The following is an 18641-nucleotide window of genomic DNA, read 5'->3' as shown; positions in this document are numbered from 1 at the left end:
TAAGCAGACCGGGCGCCGCGGCTGGCCCTTCACTTGGCCGCGGTGACGAACTGCCAGCGTGCGATCCGCTGGCGAGCGATGCACTCCGTGGACCACCACGAGGCCAGCCTGCAGCGGACAGGCCGCCCGCAGGGCACGTGGCCTCTTTGGAGGCCCCGACCGGCCCCACTAAGTCCGCTCAACTGGCGGGGCCGTGGCGGGGGGCTTTTGCTATCGTTTTCAATTCGTTTCCGAATCGCGGCGAATTGGCAGCGGATGCGGCATTTCCAGACTGCTGGAACGCTGGCAATGGATGGCGACGAGGAATCGCCGCGCGGCAAAGCAGGGAAAACACCTCTACGAACCCTCCACCGCCGCGTGAGTGGAATGCGGGCGACGCTGCCCCCCAGCGGCCCAAGAGCCAGATCGGCATCCGATCCGCCGGCCGCGCCGTCTAGCGTCGCTGCTACCGCTGGAACTCCTGTGACAAGCGGAACCGGCACTACTTCCACTGGCGGGCAATCCTCCGGGCTAGAAAATGTGCAGTTGCCTCCCACAACTTGCCACGGTCGATCCAACCGACGCGCGCTGGCGAGACCGCAAGCCCCTAGGCGGGGAAGACGGCCCATCTGCCGGTGAAGTGGGGGCCACCAGGACGCCTAGCTGATTGTTTCACGCGAGCAATCGCTAAACCTGGAAGCATCGATTGAGACCACCGAGCCGTGCGCGAGCACTAACCACTGAATTTCATCGAGTTCGAAAGCTCGGCTCAGTTCTTTGGCACAAGGCAGTCAATCGGCAGCAGCGCTCGTGGCCATGATTGAAGTCAACGCCGCCCGGAATCTAGCGACGTCGTGGTCGCGCAACAGGATCTTTCCTTCGGGGCCAACCAGAACTAGGCATGGCTGCAAATGCCGCGTGAGGTAGTCGGCAGAGACGGACGAGTAGCTACGAATCCACGCTACGGGCCAGTCGACCTCGTGTTTTTTAGAATGCATCCTGAAGTCCGGCTCCCACTCCTCCGGGTCGGTGTACAGGCTGATCATCGTACAGTCTCCTGCATCGCTAATCAGGTCCTGATGAAGTGCTCGCAGATTCGGGAGTTCCAGTGTGCAAAGCTCCGAATGCATCATCCAAAAGCACAGCACGACCATCTTGCCCCGCTGCTCGGAGATCCGAAATGTCGTGCCGCTTAGCGTCTCGACCTCGAAATCGGGCGCCGCGGTTCCCACACTTGCTGGCCTGACAATCGGGCGGGTATCGGAGTGAGCCACCGTAGGCCGGGCCTCGGGACCCTTTCCGATGAGCCGCTGGCTCGTGCTACGTGCGACTTCGGCGGGAATTACATAGGTCTCGACTTGGTTGTTGGCCGTGGCAATGACGATGCCCACGACTTGGCCCGAGTGATCCACCACTGGACCTCCGCACATTTCCGGAAGAACGAAGATATCCGTGCTGTACACGCGAGGAAATCCCGTGAAACGGCCGCTGGGATAAAGATCTCCGGTCGACGGACTCATCAGCCCGGAAAGCTGGAAATGGAGCTGTACTGTCTGGCCGTCTCGCTCGACCACTGCCCGCATACGATCGCCCACGATTTTGCCAGGGAAGCGGCCATCATCAGGCCCTCCGGTCAGCATGATGAGGCTCTTGAAGTCCGGTGTGGGAGTTCCCTCGATTTGCGTGACAATATCGCCCTTGTGAAACGGACTGCCGAAGAACTTTTCAGACCCGCCTACCTTCCATACTCTTGGAGCGGGGTCAGTTGACTGCAATTGAATGGACGGAATGATGCAGCCTGTTTCTGCTAGAACCTCACGACCGGGATGCGATATGATGCCCACAGTTCCAGGTGCTTGTCGGCACCCCGTGGCTGCAACCATCGTCCCCAGAAGTGGTGTGCCGCGGTCACTCCAGCGGATCTGTGGCAACTCGATGCCCGACACTTTCAAAAGCGCCAGGTCATGCTCGTGCGACGTCCCATGTACCGGAGCTGGCAGTTCCCGTCCGTCCGCCAGTCGAATCGATACATCGCCGAACAATTCGCTCGACTTAGTAAGGACCCAGCCCTTGGGCCCCACGATGGTTCCCAATACCTTCTGCTCTCCGTCGCACAGCACCTCCACCGCAATTGGTGGGAACGAGACGATGGAGCGATGAAAGGCGGAATCGATGCTTCCCAATCCGTATTGCGGTTTGAGGTCGATGCGGCGGCTATTGAAGCGATTGATAATGGGGGCGACGTGAGCATAGACTTCGTCTTCGGAAGGCGATTCAAGTCGTTTTACTTCAACTAAATCGTTCCAGTGCCGCTCAAATAGCTCGATTCCAACATGTCTAGTGCTGGCCCTGGTCAGGCTGCCATTACCTGAACACACGCCCACAAGGCGTCCTTGCATGTCAAAGAGACCTCCGCCGGAATCGCCTTGCTCGACCCGACAAGAGCTGACGACGATCCAGGGAGCGGCATCCGCAAGCACAATTCGGCCCATACGGACGGTAGGAGTGCGGTTACTGGCAGGGGCATCAATAGACGGATACCCGATTCCGACGCAGAGTTCCTCCGGCTTCATCTCGGCCGATTTCCCGAACGCCACGTAGGGCCACGGGCCGTCATCCAAGATTCTGAAGAGGGCGATGTCCATGGACTCGTGCGAACCAAGCAGCTGAGCCGGAACACTGCGGCCATCGGATAGATGAACGAACACTTCTTCGCCGGGGGTTTCGGCGTGATGCGCGCAACTGACCACGTACCCGTCCGCAGTTGCAATGACGCCGCTCCAGCCATGAGCGCCTTCTAAAGACACTGTGATCTTCACAACGGCTGGGCTGGCCGTCTTGCAGACGCTTTGAACGCGCCGCTCGACGGACACTAAATCATCCGAATCTGGTTGCGCCCCTTGCGAAGATTGCAGCTGAATCACCATGATCCAACCTAACCAAACCAGCAAAATGAAAAGCATACGCATGAGAAGACTCGTACCGGACGAAGGATAATACCGGGCGTGATTTCTTTCAGTCGCCGCCACCGATCCTGCTGATTCGGCTCATCGTCGCTGCCCAAATCACCGTCGTCAAATCACGCGGGCAGCGTACGACGCAGCGCTCCGGCGCGCCGCGGTCAATCCTCGGGCCACCAACCGGGGCGTGAAACGCAACCTTCGCTCGAACATTCGTCATCGACTGAGTGGCTTTCCGAAGTGCCGGCCGGATACGCACCAGCAGTTTCTAGTCGTCGCCCATATAAGATCATCCCTTGCTCGCCCGCTAGCCGTGCCACGGCCCGGCCAGCCGATGGGAGTGAGCTATTTCGGTCGATCGGAATCGGCAGTTTGTACGCCTCATGTGCGGAGGTGCTCCGAATCCTCCGGGAGCGTGCTCGGTTCGACAGGGAATGTGCACATTCTGAATCCATCGCGGGCGATTCCGCGGCAGTTGCCAGATGGCGCGTCGGCATTGCCGGCGAAGGGCTAGAAGTCATCCGTCGCGTGGATGAACTGCCCCGCACGAGCTGGCATTACCATCTCAGCGCGAATCTGGTCTTTGGCGTCGCTGACGCACCGGATGCGCCGGATCGGCCAGGCACGCAGACGATTTTGATTTCGGTGTGGCTCGCGGACTACTCGGGTTCCCAAGGGCAGGAAGATCGGTTCCGGCCGCTCCGCACCACGCGAAAGTAAACAGCCGGGACGGGAGCCTCGGGAGGGCGGGCCGAGCAGGCGAGGCCAATCGTTCACCACCACCGTTGGCGGTCGGTCCGCACGTGAATCGAAATGTCACGCCAGTGCAAAATTTCGCGACAATCGGAATGTTCTCGGGCTTGGCGAGTCGGCTCGTCGGTTGCCCGTGTTGCCCCTGCAGATAAGTCGTGAAAAAAGCGACGTTTCGCGAAAACCCACCATTTGCGGGCTCGGGGCGACATCCCGCCCCGCCGCGGCGAGGAGTCGATCAATGGCGCATTCCAAGCCGTTGTTCTCGCAGGCAGGAACTGAAGGAACGACTCTCTTTCCGAAGCTGGAAGCATGTTCGGTGGTCTGCAGCCCTTGCGGGCTCCGACTCGCAACTCACCTCGGTTGGCTGGATAGCAGGTATAATCTCGGTGCCGATGAGGTGGCTGAACATGCTGGGAACGATGCGACGCTTTTCTATTCGATCGCTGCTGATTGCAACCGCGGTTGTCGCGATATGCGCTGCAATGCCTGTTCGTCGTGCCATTCTGCAGCGACAGGGCAGAGAATGGGTTGCCGCACAGCGCGGGCACGTGATCCTCAAGCACAACTACGGACGCGAATCGGAGTGGTACGATGCCGGCTCTGCACTGAAGGTCCCGCAATTCGCGATCGACCTGCTCGGGATCGACGCTTTCAATCCCGTGACTGAATTGATATTCGATTGCGACCAGCTTACCGAGCTCAAGCCTCTCACGGATTTGCGTTCGTTGCAAAGCATTGTGGTTAACATCGAGATGGCGGACGGCATCGACTTCACACCGCTAGCCGACTTGCCCCACCTACGCAAGGTTCACTTTACCGAATGGTCGTTTGTGACCAAGGAGCAGCTCGACGCGCTGCGCGAACTCCTGCCGGACGTAGAAATCGTATCGGATTCCCATCCTGAGGCCGTCCGCCACTAGACTCCTCGGCGGGCGACCATGCTATCACCAAAGACGATTAATGCGGTTTAAAGGGACGTTGCACCCATGTTTGGACGACCTTTTCGCCTCCCCTGTTTCGCCAATGCGGTTCTCGCTATCTCGTTGGCCATCGCTGTGCTCGCCGCCCCCAGCTCCACCAACGCGGCCGCAACGAGTCTGGACGATTTCGGGGCGTTGCCTCCCGCAGATCAGCGCGCTCTGCTCGAGAAAACAATTCGACGCAGAATCGAGCTCACGCAAAATGTCCGCTTCGAGATCGAGACCGCGATGTTCAACGCCGAGGTGGATGAGCTCCACTATGAATTCGACCCGCGTTTACGTGATGAAGAGAAGAAAGGTTACCAGCGCAGGTACAGCCAGGCGAGAATCGGTGCAAGTTACCTCTCGAAAACGACGGAGATTTCTCGTGACGGTCGTCCCGTAAAAAGTTGCGTCGTCAACCTTTTTGACGCTCGAAGCGGGGTCAATAGGGGCTATGTCACACATTCTGAAGGACAGCATGCGGCGAGTGGCCGAATCGGCAGGTACCAGGACATAGTCGATACCCACAATACGTACAACTTCTGGTATCCGGGTGAGAACCGGTATTTCGGAAATTCGCTGCTCGCCGGGCTGCTGTCGGGGTTGGATGACGCGGAGATCACCGTCGACAGAGAGCGAGGGCTGGTGATACTTCGCACTCGGCAGTCCGATGCCAGCACCGGAGAATTCGCCGAAACCACCGTTGATATTGCCCCGGCACGAACATTCTTACCCGTCCGCTTCCGGAGGTACATTACCGAAAAGGCTTCTGGGGAATATCGATTTTTCGTCGCATTCGACGTACTGCAAACAAGAGAATCAAAGGGACTCGACCTCCCGGTGCGCATTCGTAAGGTGATCAGCAACGGCGTTGAGCGGCCCGGGCATCAAACGGCGATCAACGACATCGTTGTGAAAAACATTGAGATCGGCAGCGTCGAACGTTCGGACCTTGTACTCCAGTTTCCGGCGAACACGAGGGTCATCGATGAAATCGAAGGGGGGGCCCTACACGGTTGGTCCCAACAGATCGATTTCCGGGGAAGTTCAGCCGCTCGTGGATGACGCGCTGAGGAACTCCTATGAGCAGCTGATTGGGAAGCCGACCCCGGAGTTACCGCTTGACGGATGGATTGGCGGGAGTCGACCTGACCTCGCAGGACGACCTTACCTGGTTCATTTCTGAGGCGTCTGGTGCGCGCCATGCAAAGGAGATTTTCCAGACTTGCGACAACTGGCGGAGGATGGAGTGACCATCGTCGGCGTTCACCCGGACGGGACCTCGCCGGAGGAGGTGGAGCAGGTGTTGGGCGAAGCAAAGCTTGGGTACCCGACCGTCGTGACGCCCTTAAACGCTGCAAAGTCGAAGGAAGCAGCCATCGTGGGCTATCCTCGCAACGTCGTACCCTACTACGTCCTGGTAGACGCGGACGGCCAAGTCACCGCACACGGCTTCCTGAGTGATGATCGCTTGACGATCAAGCTAGACGAACTCCGCGAGGCAGGACAGTCCGACTAGCGGACGGCCATCGTTCAGAACCATCACGCTCGCGACGGGAACTCACGGCACCGGTTCGGTCTGTGGATTTTTGAAGCGGCGGAGCTGGCCCGGCTTGGCTTCTGTGAATCTCGCAGGGTCCATCAGGCGTTCGACTCCAATTCCCACCGGCCGAATTGTAATTTAGGGCCAAATTTTACAATTCGGGAGGGCCAAGTTGTAGCCCCGGGCCGCAAAACAACCCTACAGAGGGGGCGATCTCGTCCGGGCTCCACGACGGCCCGAGAGAGGCTACAATCAGCCCGCCGAACCGACCGTGAGCCGTGGCCTTGGTGCCCTATTTGGTGCCCAAACCGGGAACGCAGCCCGCCCCGCCAACGCCACACGCACTATTACTTATAAACAAAACCACTCTTGGCCGGGTGGCGGAATGGCAGACGCAGGGGATTTAAAATCCCCCGGGGAGTAATCCCTGTGCGGGTTCGAGTCCCGCTCCGGCCACTTGTTCTTTAGCTACTCAGGAGGATTGGATGCCAAACCAAACGGGAACGGTTCGGCTGCACCGTGTGCTGCGGGCGCCGGCGGCGCGGGTTTACAAGGCGTTCGTCGACCAACGCGCCCTCGAACGCTGGTTGCCGCCGTTCGGCTTCACCGGCTCGATCGAGGCGATCGACGCTCGCGTTGGCGGCGGCTATCGGATGTCGTTCACGAATTTTGGGACCGGGAGCAGCCATTCTTTCGCGGTCGAGTTCGTGGAACTGGTCCCGGGCAAACGCATTCAGCATCGAGACCGCTTCGACGATGAGAATCTGCCCGACGAAATGCTCGTTACGATCGACCTTCGCAGCGTGGCTTGTGGCACCGAACTGAAGATCGTCCAAGAGGGCATTCCCGCCGTCATCCCCGAGGAGATGTGCTACCTCGGCTGGCAGGAGTCGCTCGAGCAACTGGCCCGGCTCGTCGAGCCCGAAATTCCCGACAACGGTTAGCGGCGAGTGCGCAAAGCCAGCGCGGTCACTGTTCCCCTGGGGGCAAGGCGAAGGTGACGATGCGAAAGCCGTCGGGTTCGGGGACGATGAAGCTGCCGGTCGTCTGCAGGTAGCGGCTCATCGCTGGCCACGGCGGGAGCTTGGTGAAGTCGAAATTGAGCAGCTCTCCGCTGAGCCCCGGCAGCCCTCCGCTCAGCACCCCCGACCGCAGCTGCTCATAGAGCCCCGACAGGCGATTGTCTTGCCGCTGGTAGCTGATCATCGAGGTCCGCTCGGGGAACTGGGCTGCCACCTGCTGGTACTCGGGCGACTCGGCCAGGGGACGTAGCGACTGCCGCTCGCCCAGCGTTTGCCGGAGGTACTCAGGGTTGGGTGAGACCATCAAACTCCCTTCGGCAACCGCCACGGCGAAGCTCAGCGGCGGCAGCCCGCCAACGGCCGGGACATCGGGCTCGAAGCGATACACCTCCTGGTCGCCGGCCCGCAGCGTCTCGGCTCCCGCACCTTCAGCGTACTGGCGGACCATCTGCCGGAGCTCCTCCGCGTTCTCGACACCGATGGCCAGCACGGCTCGCTGGCGGGTCAGCTGCCGCGCGTCGGTCGGAATCTCCGCGGCGATATGCACCGGGCCCGCAAGGTTGGCAGCGAGCTCGGCAAAGCTCATTCCCGAGGGGCCAATCGGGCGGCTCCCCATCGTCGACTCGAAAGTTCCCTCGCCGCTCGTCCGGTCGACCAGCGTTTCGAGCGTGTCGTAGAACCGCTGGGCGCTCCAGTTGATCTGGGAGTACAGCGACACGTCCTCCTTGACCCAGTTGGGCGGCCGCTGGGCAGTCGCCGGCAGCGTCATCGCCTTCCACAAACCGTCGACCGGCGTGTCCACGTGGCCGTAGGTCGACGACAGACTGTCCATGCCTCCTTTGCCGATATAGAACGAGCCCCCAAAGCCGCGGAACTGCTCCAGCCCCATGCGATCGATCATCCCGCGGATCACGGCCGGGTTCGGGTTGCCAACCATCCGTGAGTCGACTGCGGCGGCGACGACCTGCGCGGGGTTCACGTACCAGTGGGCTCCCGAAGTTTCGCCGCTGGGGATGACTCGCCGCGACACATGCTGGAACTCGGCATTCTCGGCCAACGTCTCCGCGTCGGCCGTAGCGCCGCGGCGAGCGGTCTCGGCCAGCGTTTGCAGCCGGTCGCTGAAGACGACGGTCGAACCCTCGGCAAAGTAGCTGACGTTGGGGACTCGCGCGTCGCCGCCGCGGCGCCACGACTTCAGCTGCGAGTCGGTCGTCTCGAGCGTGGTCGGCTCGGCCCCCTCCCCTTGCAGCTTGGCCTCAAGCCGCTGGAGCATCGCCTCCGCTTTGCCGGCGTCGCCAAACTCGGCGACCGCCACGAGCGACAGATCGTCGGCCGAGTTGCGGACCACGGCCAGCGAGAGCTCGCCCTCGACTTCGGTCCACAGCTCGGTCAGGTCGATCCCCGCCCCGCCCGTCAGAGCCGAGACGCGATCGACCACGCTGGTAAAAAAGTCCTCAAACGCGGGATCCTCGGCCTGAGCCCCGAAGGAAGAATCCCGCCACTGCTCGCGAAACGCCGCAACGTCCGGCAAGCGAGCGAAGAACAGCGTCTCGGCCGGCAAGTAATCGGCCGCCTGCTGCGGAGTCCGCTCCGTGTTCGTTTGAGTTTGGGCTGGCGGTTGAGTTTGGGCTGGCGGTTGGGCGACGGCGCTGGAGAGCGTTCCCGCCACGGCAGCAAAGAGCAGCAAGATCAAAGGTGCGGTTCGGATCATCGGTCGGCTCCGGTCAGCGGTCGGTGTCGCCCCAGTCGTGGATCTGGCCCCAGTCGTGGATCTGGCCCCAGTCGTGGATCTGAATGGTCAGAGACATCGCCCGCAGTCACACCAGCCGCCACGCGCTAGCCCGGATTGTTCATCAGCCGCCGGGCGCTAGCCCCCGGTTTCCGAAAACGCCGTGAGAATCGGACGCTAGCGCGTGGCGGCTGATAAATCGCTCGGCGGCGGATGCTCCTTGGGGGCATGTCAGTTGCACCAGCACTAGGGCGGCAACCTGCGTACCGGGAAAACGAGCAACGTGAAAATCGAGGGGGTGACAGCGTGATCGGCCGCGTGGGACGAGCAATCGTCGCTTTGTGCTGGATCGCCAGTACGTGCGGGATCACGGGGGCGGCTGTGGCGGTCGCCGCGGCGGTCCCGCAAGCAGCCGACGCGGAAGGGGCGAGCGAAGCGGCCGAGCAGCCCGTTTCCGAGCGATCCACCGACTCCGAGCGTCCCTTTAGCCCGCTGCACGATTTCCTGGGAATCGACCCCGAAAGTGGTGAGTTTGTCGATCGCCCGTCCGGCTCGCGAACGGATCCAACAAGCACGGAGCCAACAAGCACGGGCGAAGAGGTAGAGTCGAAGGAAGAGCGTGACGCCACAAGTCGCGCGGATTCTTCGCCGACGCGTTCTTCGGATCCAGTCGCCGAGGCCGAGGCAGCGACCGAAGCGGTGCGGCGGTTCACCGAACGGCTGGGTGGCGGCTCACTCGAGGAAGGCTCGTTGTCTGAACTTTCCAGCCTGTTCGGCGAACGGCTGGGCGAGGATCGACTGAGCGGGCTCACTCGACGCCTGGCGTGGCTGACCGCCGGACTGCTCTCGCTGTATCCGCTGAGCATCTTGCTGGGCGAGCTGTTTGGGGCGTGGTTTCGCCAAGACGCTGCGGAGCTGACCGACCTGGACCGCCAGTACCGGCGGACCCGGTTGCTGCGGCGTCTGCTGCTCTCGGCGTGCTGGATCGCGCTGATCATCCTCGGCACGATCGCCAGTTTGAACAGTTACTGGTGGGGCCAGCCCCGCTCGTTCACGCTGTTCTGCGTCGCCGCTGCGGTCCTGGGAATCGCGATCGCCACGCTGACTTCGATGATCAAGGAAGCAGCCAAGCATTACTCGCTGACCCTGCTCCGCCAGATGCGGCGCGAGCAGCTGGAAATCCGCACCGATCTCGATGAGCTTTGCAAGCGGATGCGGCAAGTCACGATGAGCCGAGATTGAGCTGGACGGCACCACCTTGGATTCGTACGCAGCAGGACGGATCGCGGAAAAGTCGTTTAACGGCAAGCCGAAGGCGACTGCTTTCTAAAACACCGTCGCCTTCGGCTTGCCGTTAAACGACTGAGTGACCCAGGGGTAAGGGTGAAGGCGGGTTGACTGACAGAGCCCCATTGCGACGCAAATTTAGAGGGATCCGTGAGAGCCAACGACTCTTCCGTCGAAACTTCCACTGCAGCGGACGACCCGGCGAGCGCCGAGGACGCTGCTGCGGTGCGGTCGGGCATTGAGCGGGCGATGGCCGAGATCGGCCGCGTCGTCATCGGCCAGGACGAGTTGATTCGTGGCATGCTGCTTGGCTTGCTGTGCAACGGACATGTGCTGATCGAGGGCGTTCCGGGATTGGCCAAGACGACCGCAGTCGCCACGCTTGCTCGCACGGTCCACACGACGTTTCGCCGCCTGCAGTTCACCCCCGACCTGTTGCCGAGCGACGTTATCGGCAGCGAGATCTATCGCCCCGAAGAACACCGCTTCGAAGTCCAACCGGGACCAATCTTCGCCAACCTGGTGCTGGTCGACGAGATCAACCGCGCTCCGGCCAAAGTCCAGAGTGCACTGCTCGAAGCGATGCAGGAGCGGCAGGTTTCAATCGCGGGCCAGACCCTCCCGCTGCCCCAACCGTTCATGGTGCTCGCCACCCAGAACCCGATCGACCAGCAAGGAACGTACGCGCTGCCCGAAGCCCAGATGGATCGATTTCTGCTGAAGCTGGTGGTCCGCTACCCGGCGCGTCGCCACGAGCGGGCGATGCTGCATCAGTCGCTCCACCCGGCCGACTCGCCCGAGCCGATCGAACCGGTTCTGACGCCCAAGTCGTTGGCCGCTGCCCAAGCCGCGATCGGGCGAGTCTCGGTCAGTCCCGCGATCGAGGACTACGTGGTCGATTTGGTAGCCGCAACTCGCGATCCCTACCGCTTCGGCTCCGAAGTCGGCGACTTGGTGCGGTTCGGCGTCTCTCCGCGAGGCACGTTGGCGCTGGCCCATGTGGCTCGCGCTTCGGCCTTCGTTGCCGGCCGCGATCACGTCACGCCAGACGACGTCAAAGCAGTAGCGACCGCCGTCTTCCGCCATCGCATCGTCCTCTCCTACGAGGCACTGGCCGAACAAAAAGCGGCCGACGATGTGCTGGCGATGATCCTCAGCCAAGTGCCGGTCCCATGAGCAAGGGCCGCTCGCGTGCGGACGGTTCGACCTCGGGCCGCTCAGGCGATCTGCTGCAGCGGGTCCACCGGTTGCGGATCCACTGCGGGGCGTTGGTCGACCAGCAGCTGGCTGGCAGCTACGCCTCGCCCTTCAAGGGACAGGGCATCGAGTTCGAGGAGACGCGGCCCTACCAAGCAGGCGACGACGTGCGGGCGATCGACTGGCGGGTCACGGCCCGCTCGGGTCGACCGTTCGTCAAGCTCTTCCGCGAGGAGCGGCAGTCGACGGTTTATTTGATCATCGACGGCAGCGGCTCGGTCACCGCCCCGCCGTTCGGTGCGACGCCCTGGGATCGGATCTGCGAAGTGGCTGGGGTATTGGCCCTCGTGGCCAGCGCGGACGAGAATCGCGTGGGGCTGCTGCTGTTCACCGATCGCGTCGAGTTGGCGATTCCGCCGGCCGGTGGAACCGAGCACGCGATGCGGATTCTCCGCGACGTGGTCGCTTGGGAACCGGCGAGTCAGCCGACGGATCTGCGTCCACCGTTGGAGCGACTCCTCCGCACCGAACGGCGTCGCTGCACCGCGGTCGTGCTGAGCGACTTCCTGGCCGCTGGGTACGAGCGCGCCCTGCGCATCGCTGCCGCTTCGCACGAGCTCATCCCGATCGTCTGCCACCATCCGCTGCAGAGAGAAGTGCCCCGCGTCGGGCTTCTGCCGACGCGCGACCCGGAGTCCGGGCGGATGCTCTGGCTCGACACCTTCAGCCGTCGCCAGCGAGAGGAATACCGCAGGGCTGCCGCAGCGATGGAGAGGCGACGCGACGAGCTCTTTGCCCGCTTGCGTCTCCCGGTGCTGCACCTGAGTAGCCACGAGGATGTGGCAGTCGCCCTCCGCCGGTTCTTCGATCGCCGGGGAGAGCCGCGATGATGGGGCGCGACACCATGATCCCGGGCAACTTCGTGAGGCTCGTCTCGATAGGACTCACCGTCGCCGCGGGGCTCCTGGTCGTTTGCGGCGTCTCCAACACCGAGCAAGCGTTCGCAGCCGAAGAACCGCTCGCTGCCGAAAGTTCGGCCTCCACCGAAGACCCGTTCGTCGTCGTCTTCGAAGCAGGTCGCGATCGCGTCGCGGTTGCCGAACCTGTCTCGCTCACGCTCACGGCCTCGGCCCCGCAAGGCTGGACGATCAAGTTGCCGGAGTTGCCCGAGCGATTTGGCGAGTTGCGGGTGATCGAAGCCGACAAGCCGCGCGAAGTGCTTCGATCCGGACGCGTGACGCAAACGCTTCGCTTCACCGTCGAAGCGTACCTGCCGGGTCGCCACCGGATCGATCCGCTGCCGGTTCGGTTCTTGAGCGATGAGGCGGTCCCCCGCACTGGTTCCTCTTCCGTCGAGCGGCAGACGCCACTGCTGGCGATCCGTGTCCGCTCGTCGCTGGGCCTGCTCGACAGCGGCCAACTCCGCGAGATCCATCCGGAGGTAATCGTTCCGTGGACGTGGCGAGAGTGGGCCTTAGCGGGGCTGGTAGTCTCCGCGACGGGACTCGCAGCACGCCTCGCCGCGATCGGCTTCCACCGCTGGAGCGACTCTCGGCCGATGAGTCCGCGGAGGCTGCAGAGAAAGCTGGAACAGCTGGACGAAGCTCGATTGAGTCGAGCGATGGCCAGCGACGAGCTGATCGTGGCCGTCGCCGAGGTAGTCCGCCAACGACTGCAAATCGCTGAGGGTCCGCGGCCGATCTACCGAACGACCGACGAGTGGATCGAGCACGTTGCCGGTCGCCCCGAGTTGGCCGCTCCCGTGCGTCGGGTGCTCCGCGAGGCGGATGCGATCAAATTCGCCGGAAGCGTCGCCACGGTCGAGCAAGCGCGGCAGTGCATGGAAGCGGCTCGGCGGATCGTGCATGATTCGCTCGACGAGTCCAACCGGGCTGTCAGCGGAGGCGGAGGGTGATGTTCGAGCCGCCCGCCAGTTACGCCTTGCTATTGCTCCTGGCTCTGCCGGTGCTCGCACTGTGGCAGCACTCGCAACGCCGTCGCCGTGCGGTCCCGCTGAATGTCTCGTATCAGCTGGGCACGCTGTCGTGGACGTGGCGGCGGTCGACGCTGTGGGTCGTCCCCCTGCTGCGGCTGCTCGGCATGGCGGCGCTGATTATCGCTGCGGCAAAGCCGTTTGACTGGCGAGCCGCCGAGCTGACCGACAGCGAAGGGATCGCGATCGCGATGGTGGTCGATCGATCGGGCAGCATGCGGCGTGACGATATTCTGCTTGAGGGGCGTCGGGTCTCACGGCTGAGCGCGGTGGTCGATGCCGCCAACCGCTTCATCATCGGGGACCGCGGCTCTGGGTCTCGAAGCCATGATCTGATCGGGCTGGTCCGTTTTGCGGGCGACGCCGAAACGGTCTGCCCGTTGACCTTGGACCATGAGCAGGTGGTGGCCAGCCTCGAGCAAATGCGGCCAGCTGCCGACTACCGCCGTGACGGGACCGCGATCGGAGACGGCGTGGCACTGGCCGTGGCCGAACTCCAGTCACTCGACCGCTCGCTGCACCTCCGCGACCCCACGGCCGAGCTGACCCGGATCATCGTTCTGTTGACTGACGGCCAGCAGAACGCCGGCGAGCTCACTCCCGGCGAAGCGGCTCGGCTGGCCCAACACTATGGCATTCGCGTTTATGCGATCGGCTTGGCGGAGAGCGAATCATCGGGCCAAACCGATCCACTGCGGTCGCTCGCCGAGCGAACCGGAGGGACTTACTTCCGCGTCTCCGAGACTCGATCGTTGCGAGCCATCTATGACTCGATCGACGCTTTGGAGCGAACGCAATTGACCCAGCGCCGGTTGGCCACGCGCCGCCAGTGGGCCGTCGAATGGTTTCGGCTGGGGCCGTGGGAGCTGCCACCGCTGGCATGGATCGGCTTGGTAGCGCTCGCCGCCGAAACGATCCTTCGCCGCACGATTTATCTACCAGCTGTTGGAGATTTGTAGACCACATAGTCGCCTTTCGCTCCGCGAAAGTTGCGTGAGAAATGCTACTTTCGCGGAGCGAAAGGCAACTATGTGCGAAAGGCAACTATGGCGGCTTTGTCTAGATAGATTCGCCCATGACATCACTCCACTCCATCTCCGATTCGATCGCCGCCGCTGTCGATGGTTTCGTCGAGCCTGAGCGGCTCACGTGGCTGTGGCTGGTGGCGGCGTGCGCGGTCGTGATGCTGGTCGCTGAAGCGGTGCGGACGCGTCTCCGCCGGCGGTTGTTCGCGGCTTTCGGCAGCCCGCGTTTGGCACAGCCCAGCGACGTTCACAGCGCGGGAGCCGGACGGCTGCGGCGGTGGTTGAGCTTTGGCAGCCGGATCGGGGCGCTCATCTTGATCGTGTTGGCGATGGCCGATCCACGTGGCGGGGCCGCGCTGATTCCGGTCAAGCCGGTGAATCTGCAGACCGTCGTCCTGCTGGACCGCTCGCGATCGATGGCGGCCCGAGATGCGAGTCCCAATCGTTTTGCAGTGGGGCAGGAAATGGTTCGCGGGCTGGTCGAAGAAGCCGGTGGTGGGGCGGTGGCGCTGGTCAGCTTTGCCGGCGTGCCCCAGATCGAGATGCCGCTGACACGAGACTATCAAGGCTTGCTCGAGCGGCTCGACCGCCTTGCCCCGAGCAACGGGCCCGCGGCCGGCACTGATCTTCAGGCCGGGCTGGAAACCGCAGCCACCTGCTTTGCTGAACGGATGCAGTCCCCCAAACTTTTGCTCGTCATCACCGATGGGGAGACGCATGGTGTCGAGCCCGAGCTGTCGGCCACTCCCCTGCCCCAAGGAACCGAGGTTCTGGTGATCAGAGTCGGAGATGCCGACGAGGGTGCCCCGATTCCGCTCGAGGGCAGCGAGCAAGACCGGGCCGACTCGCAGCCTGCGAGCTCGGCAAACACAGTGGCTGAGTCGTTCCTGACTCACGAAGGACAACTCGTGCGATCGCGGGCGAATCCGCGGCTGCTTCGCGAGATCGCCGAGGGGCTGGGAGGCGAGTTTGTTTCGGCTGAGGCGGCTTCGACGGCGGTAGCCGGTTTGCTCAGTCGCACGCTGCGCGGGGCGAGGGAGAATACTGAGCGGTCTTATCGGCGACAGGCGGCCCCGCGTTTTCATTGGCTGCTGCTCGCCGCTGTCGGCCTGCTCGGCCTGGAACTGCTGCTGATGGAATCGCGATCCTCGGCCGTCGTGAATTCCAGTTTCGCCAGCGGTCTGCAGCGCCCCGCCGCATGGCTGCTCCTCGCGGCAGCGACGATTTTTCACGATGGGCAATCGCTCAACGGACAGCAGACCAACCCTCGATCACCCACGGTTCAAACACCCACGCCGCTCCGCCGATTGTCGGTGCGCGAGTCGAGTCAGCTCTACAATGCGGGAGTCGACGCCTACCGCGATGGCCGCTGGGGGGAAGCCGAGGCGTTGTTCGACCGGGTGCGACGCTGGGGAGACGAGGAACTGCAAAGCAAAGCTCGATTTAACTTGGCGAACACCCAGTATGCAATTGCCAACCGCGGTGGCATCTCAAAGCAAGAGGCGATCACGCGGCTGCAGACGGCGATCGAGCTGTACCGGCAGACCCTGGCCGAGGGACAGCGGAGCAGGGACGCGCGAGCCAATATCGAGATCACCTACCGCCGCCTGCGGCAGATCGAGCAGCAGTCGCCCGACTCGCAAAGGGGTGACGGAGACGAGAACCGGCGTGGAGATCAGTCCGAATCGGGTGCCGATGGAGCTGGCGAGCAAGCGGGCTCCAACCCAGGCGATGCAGACCAAGGCGACACCAGCCAAGGCGATACCAGCCAAGGCGATTCGGGGCAAGGCGATTCGGGGCAAGGCGATTCGGGACAGGGCGACTCGAGGCGAGAAGGCTCGGGAGAGCACAGGCCCGGTCGGTCGGGTCGGAATGATGGGGGCTCTAATTCCGGACCCGCCGCGCCACCGGAGGCGTCGCCCGAGTCGGATCTGGAAGAGCCGCTGAGCAGTGGTGAGGCCGAGGACCAGCTGCGTCGGATCCGCCAGCGGGCGAGGGAGAACGAGCAGAACAGGAGGGCCGAGCAGGAGGCTGGGGATGAGCCGCAACCGCCGACGGAGACGGCTGCGAGCCCTGGTGGTCTCCCCTGGTGAGCGGTGTTCTCCGCTGGTGAGCGTAGCTACGGACCGCATGGATTCTTTCGTCCAGATCACTCATCAGCCGCCGGGCGCTAGCCTCTGTCAGAAAACCGCTGTTCCCCATCACCCTCCCCCCGGGAGGGTCGGGCTCTCAGGCCCGGAGAGGGGCCCGCTGAATCACTCCAATTAGAGGCTCGACGTCGCGCATCGCCCTCCCCGCTCGTTCCTCGCGACCCTCCCGGGGGGAGGGTGTCGTTAGGGGTTTTCTGACAGAGCCTAGCCCCCGGTTTCCGAAAAGGCGGTGAGAACCGGACGCTAGCGCGTGGCGGCTGATTTGACGCGTTGGTGCGGCTCGGCTTGGGCATCCCGATTGCACGAACTGGGGTTTGACAACGTTTGCGTCTCGTGCTCGGTTCCCGCCGGCCCACTCGGATGGAGTGAAAAATCATGCGTCTCATCCATACCTTCGCAGCCTCCGCCTTCATCGCCGCGTGCACCTTGAGCGGTGGCAGCGTGGTTGGCGATTCGGTTCGCTTGACCAACGGCGACACGATCGTCGGCAAGGTGATCTCGCTCAACGGCAAGGAACTCGTGATCGACAGCGAGAACTTTGGCGAAGTCAAGATTCCCCGCGAGAAGGTGGGCGTGATCGGACTGGGCGACAAGCCGCTGAGCGAGGCGCTCGGAGCGGCGGACCGCGTCCCGCCCCCGGTCAGCAGCGAGCTTCCCTCGCTGCAGAGCCCGATGGTACGCGAGCAGATCGATCGTCTGCTGCAGCAATCGCTCGGCGGAGGTTTCGGCAACGCGCGTCAGCAGATGGAACAGTCGCGTCAGGGGCTGAAGGAGTTGCAAAAGGATCTCGGGCCCGGCTCTTCCGCCGACGCCCTGGACGGCTACATCAAGATGCTCGAGATGTTCGGAGCCGGCGCCGCCCCAGCGCCCGCAAATCAGCGTCCGCAGACTCAAACTCCGGAGAACCAAGAGTCGGCGGAAGAAGCTGCCGAGCCCAGTGCGCCATAGTCGCCTTTCGCTCCGCGAAAGTTGCGTGAGCAATGTTGCATCGCCAACTCTCGCTCCACGAAAGCAGCTTCACATGGCGTCGCGGGGGTTGCAAGACCGATAGGATGTGGATATCGCAATCACTGCAACTCCATAGTCGCCTTTCGCTCCGCGAAAGTAGCGCATACCACGTAACACAGTCGCGTCTCGCTCCGCGAAAGTTATGCAGGCCACGTAACACAGTCGCGTCTCGCTCCGCGAAAGTTATGCAGGCCACGCTACTTTCGCGGAGCGAAAGGCGACTATTGCTCGGAGCACGTGCAATGTTCGAGCCCGGACTTCTCGGCGAGTTATTCGACCCCACGGCGGAATTGGATATCCGCGACCACTACCGGCCTCATTGGTCTCAAGCCGGCGCGATCATCTTCGTCACTTTCAGGACTGCGGACTCCATCCCCCAAGAAGTTATCTATCGCTGGGAACGTGAGAAACAAGATTGGATGCTGCGGCATGGCTGCCCCCCAGATCAGCACTGGTCCAAAGTGCTCCCGACGCCGGACCGCGTCGTGCGTGGCCAATTTCGCAAAGAGTTCGATCGCTGCCGTGAAGACTTCCTCGATAACTGCCATGGGGCGTGCCAACTCCGCAAGCGAGAACTCGCAGAGATTGTGAGCGAGACCTTATTGCACTTCGATGGCGATCGCTATCGCATGGGCGATTTCATCGTTATGCCAAACCACGTCCACTTGCTGGCTGCTTTTGCCTCCGAGGAGTCTCTGGTCAACCAGTGCGACTCATGGCTGCATTTCTCGGCGCGACAAATCAATTTAGTGATTGGTCAGAAGGGGAAATTCTGGCAACAGGAACCCTTTGATCATTTGGTCCGGAGCCCTGAGCAGTACGAATATCTGCGCAGGTATATTCGGGACAACGGCCTCAAAGCAGGATTACCAGAGCAAGATTACTTCTATCGGGTCTACGAGCCATAGTCGCCTTTCGCTCCGCGAAAGTTGTGCAGCCAACGCTACTTTCCATAGTCGCCTTTCGCTCCGCGAAAGTTGCGCAGACAAACGCTACTTTCCATAGTCGCCTTTCGCTCCGCGAAAGTTGCGCA

The 18641-nt window shown here is 62.6% G+C and carries 14 protein-coding genes and 1 tRNA gene; 13 read left to right on the top strand and 2 right to left on the bottom strand.

Annotated elements, in window-relative coordinates; all coding sequences use genetic code 11:
* Positions 1-770 precede the first annotated feature (770 nt).
* Positions 771-2948, bottom strand: a complete 2178-nt coding sequence (locus GNK13_RS15155; protein WP_164103404.1) for a trypsin-like peptidase domain-containing protein — start codon at positions 2946-2948, stop codon at positions 771-773.
* 1151 nt (positions 2949-4099) lie between these two features.
* Here GNK13_RS15155 and GNK13_RS15150 point away from each other — a divergent pair.
* From GNK13_RS15150 to GNK13_RS15130, 5 genes are all read left to right on the top strand, one after another.
* Positions 4100-4612, top strand: coding sequence for a hypothetical protein (locus GNK13_RS15150; protein ID WP_164103403.1), 513 nt, complete (start codon positions 4100-4102; stop codon positions 4610-4612).
* 66 nt (positions 4613-4678) lie between these two features.
* The gene (locus GNK13_RS15145; RefSeq protein WP_164103402.1) at positions 4679-5719 is read left to right on the top strand and encodes a hypothetical protein; all 1041 of its coding nucleotides are present in this window, start codon (positions 4679-4681) and stop codon (positions 5717-5719) included.
* A gap of 160 nt (positions 5720-5879) precedes the next feature.
* Complete coding sequence (locus GNK13_RS15140; RefSeq protein ID WP_203545370.1) at positions 5880-6173, top strand: TlpA family protein disulfide reductase; 294 nt, start codon at positions 5880-5882, stop codon at positions 6171-6173.
* A 395-nt stretch (positions 6174-6568) separates the two neighbouring features.
* Positions 6569-6653, top strand: a tRNA-Leu gene (locus tag GNK13_RS15135).
* A gap of 29 nt (positions 6654-6682) precedes the next feature.
* Positions 6683-7141 carry an SRPBCC family protein gene (locus GNK13_RS15130; RefSeq protein WP_164103400.1) on the top strand — a complete coding sequence of 153 codons (459 nt, stop codon included), beginning with the start codon at positions 6683-6685 and terminating at the stop codon, positions 7139-7141.
* Between the two features lie 25 nt (positions 7142-7166).
* Here GNK13_RS15130 and GNK13_RS15125 read toward each other — a convergent pair whose 3' ends face one another.
* Complete coding sequence (locus GNK13_RS15125) at positions 7167-8930, bottom strand: DUF3352 domain-containing protein (RefSeq protein ID WP_164103399.1); 1764 nt, start codon at positions 8928-8930, stop codon at positions 7167-7169.
* 324 nt (positions 8931-9254) lie between these two features.
* On the opposite strand from GNK13_RS15125, the gene GNK13_RS15120 reads away from it, so the two are divergent.
* The 8 genes from GNK13_RS15120 (at position 9255) to GNK13_RS15085 (ending at position 18516) form a co-directional block, all read left to right on the top strand.
* Entirely contained in the window at positions 9255-10190 is a 936-nt protein-coding gene (locus tag GNK13_RS15120; protein WP_164103398.1) for a hypothetical protein, read from the top strand.
* Positions 10191-10385: 195 nt separating this feature from the next.
* A complete protein-coding gene (locus tag GNK13_RS15115) occupies positions 10386-11411 on the top strand; it encodes an AAA family ATPase (protein WP_235935198.1) in 1026 nt (341 codons plus the stop codon).
* Positions 11408-12322: a DUF58 domain-containing protein gene (locus GNK13_RS15110; protein WP_164103397.1), complete on the top strand. Its 915-nt coding sequence runs from the start codon at positions 11408-11410 to the stop codon at positions 12320-12322. The genes GNK13_RS15115 and GNK13_RS15110 overlap by 4 nt, the downstream gene beginning before the upstream one ends.
* Positions 12319-13347 carry a hypothetical protein gene (locus tag GNK13_RS15105; RefSeq protein WP_203545369.1) on the top strand — a complete coding sequence of 343 codons (1029 nt, stop codon included), beginning with the start codon at positions 12319-12321 and terminating at the stop codon, positions 13345-13347. The genes GNK13_RS15110 and GNK13_RS15105 overlap by 4 nt, the downstream gene beginning before the upstream one ends.
* Positions 13347-14384, top strand: a complete 1038-nt coding sequence (locus tag GNK13_RS15100; RefSeq protein WP_164103395.1) for a VWA domain-containing protein — start codon at positions 13347-13349, stop codon at positions 14382-14384. The genes GNK13_RS15105 and GNK13_RS15100 overlap by 1 nt, the downstream gene beginning before the upstream one ends.
* Positions 14385-14500: 116 nt before the next feature.
* Positions 14501-16543 carry a VWA domain-containing protein gene (locus tag GNK13_RS15095; protein ID WP_164103394.1) on the top strand — a complete coding sequence of 681 codons (2043 nt, stop codon included), beginning with the start codon at positions 14501-14503 and terminating at the stop codon, positions 16541-16543.
* A 432-nt stretch (positions 16544-16975) separates the two neighbouring features.
* On the top strand, positions 16976-17548 hold the full coding sequence (locus tag GNK13_RS15090; protein ID WP_164103393.1) for a hypothetical protein: 573 nt from the start codon (positions 16976-16978) through the stop codon (positions 17546-17548).
* A gap of 302 nt (positions 17549-17850) precedes the next feature.
* Entirely contained in the window at positions 17851-18516 is a 666-nt protein-coding gene (locus GNK13_RS15085) for a transposase (RefSeq protein ID WP_164103392.1), read from the top strand.
* Positions 18517-18641: the final 125 nt, after the last annotated feature.

The sequence above is a fragment of the Candidatus Laterigemmans baculatus genome, from assembly GCF_010367455.1.
Taxonomy (GTDB): domain Bacteria; phylum Planctomycetota; class Planctomycetia; order Pirellulales; family Pirellulaceae; genus Laterigemmans; species Laterigemmans baculatus.
Note: the sequence above shows the minus strand (reverse complement) of the source record. Positions and strands in the feature narration are given on the sequence as shown.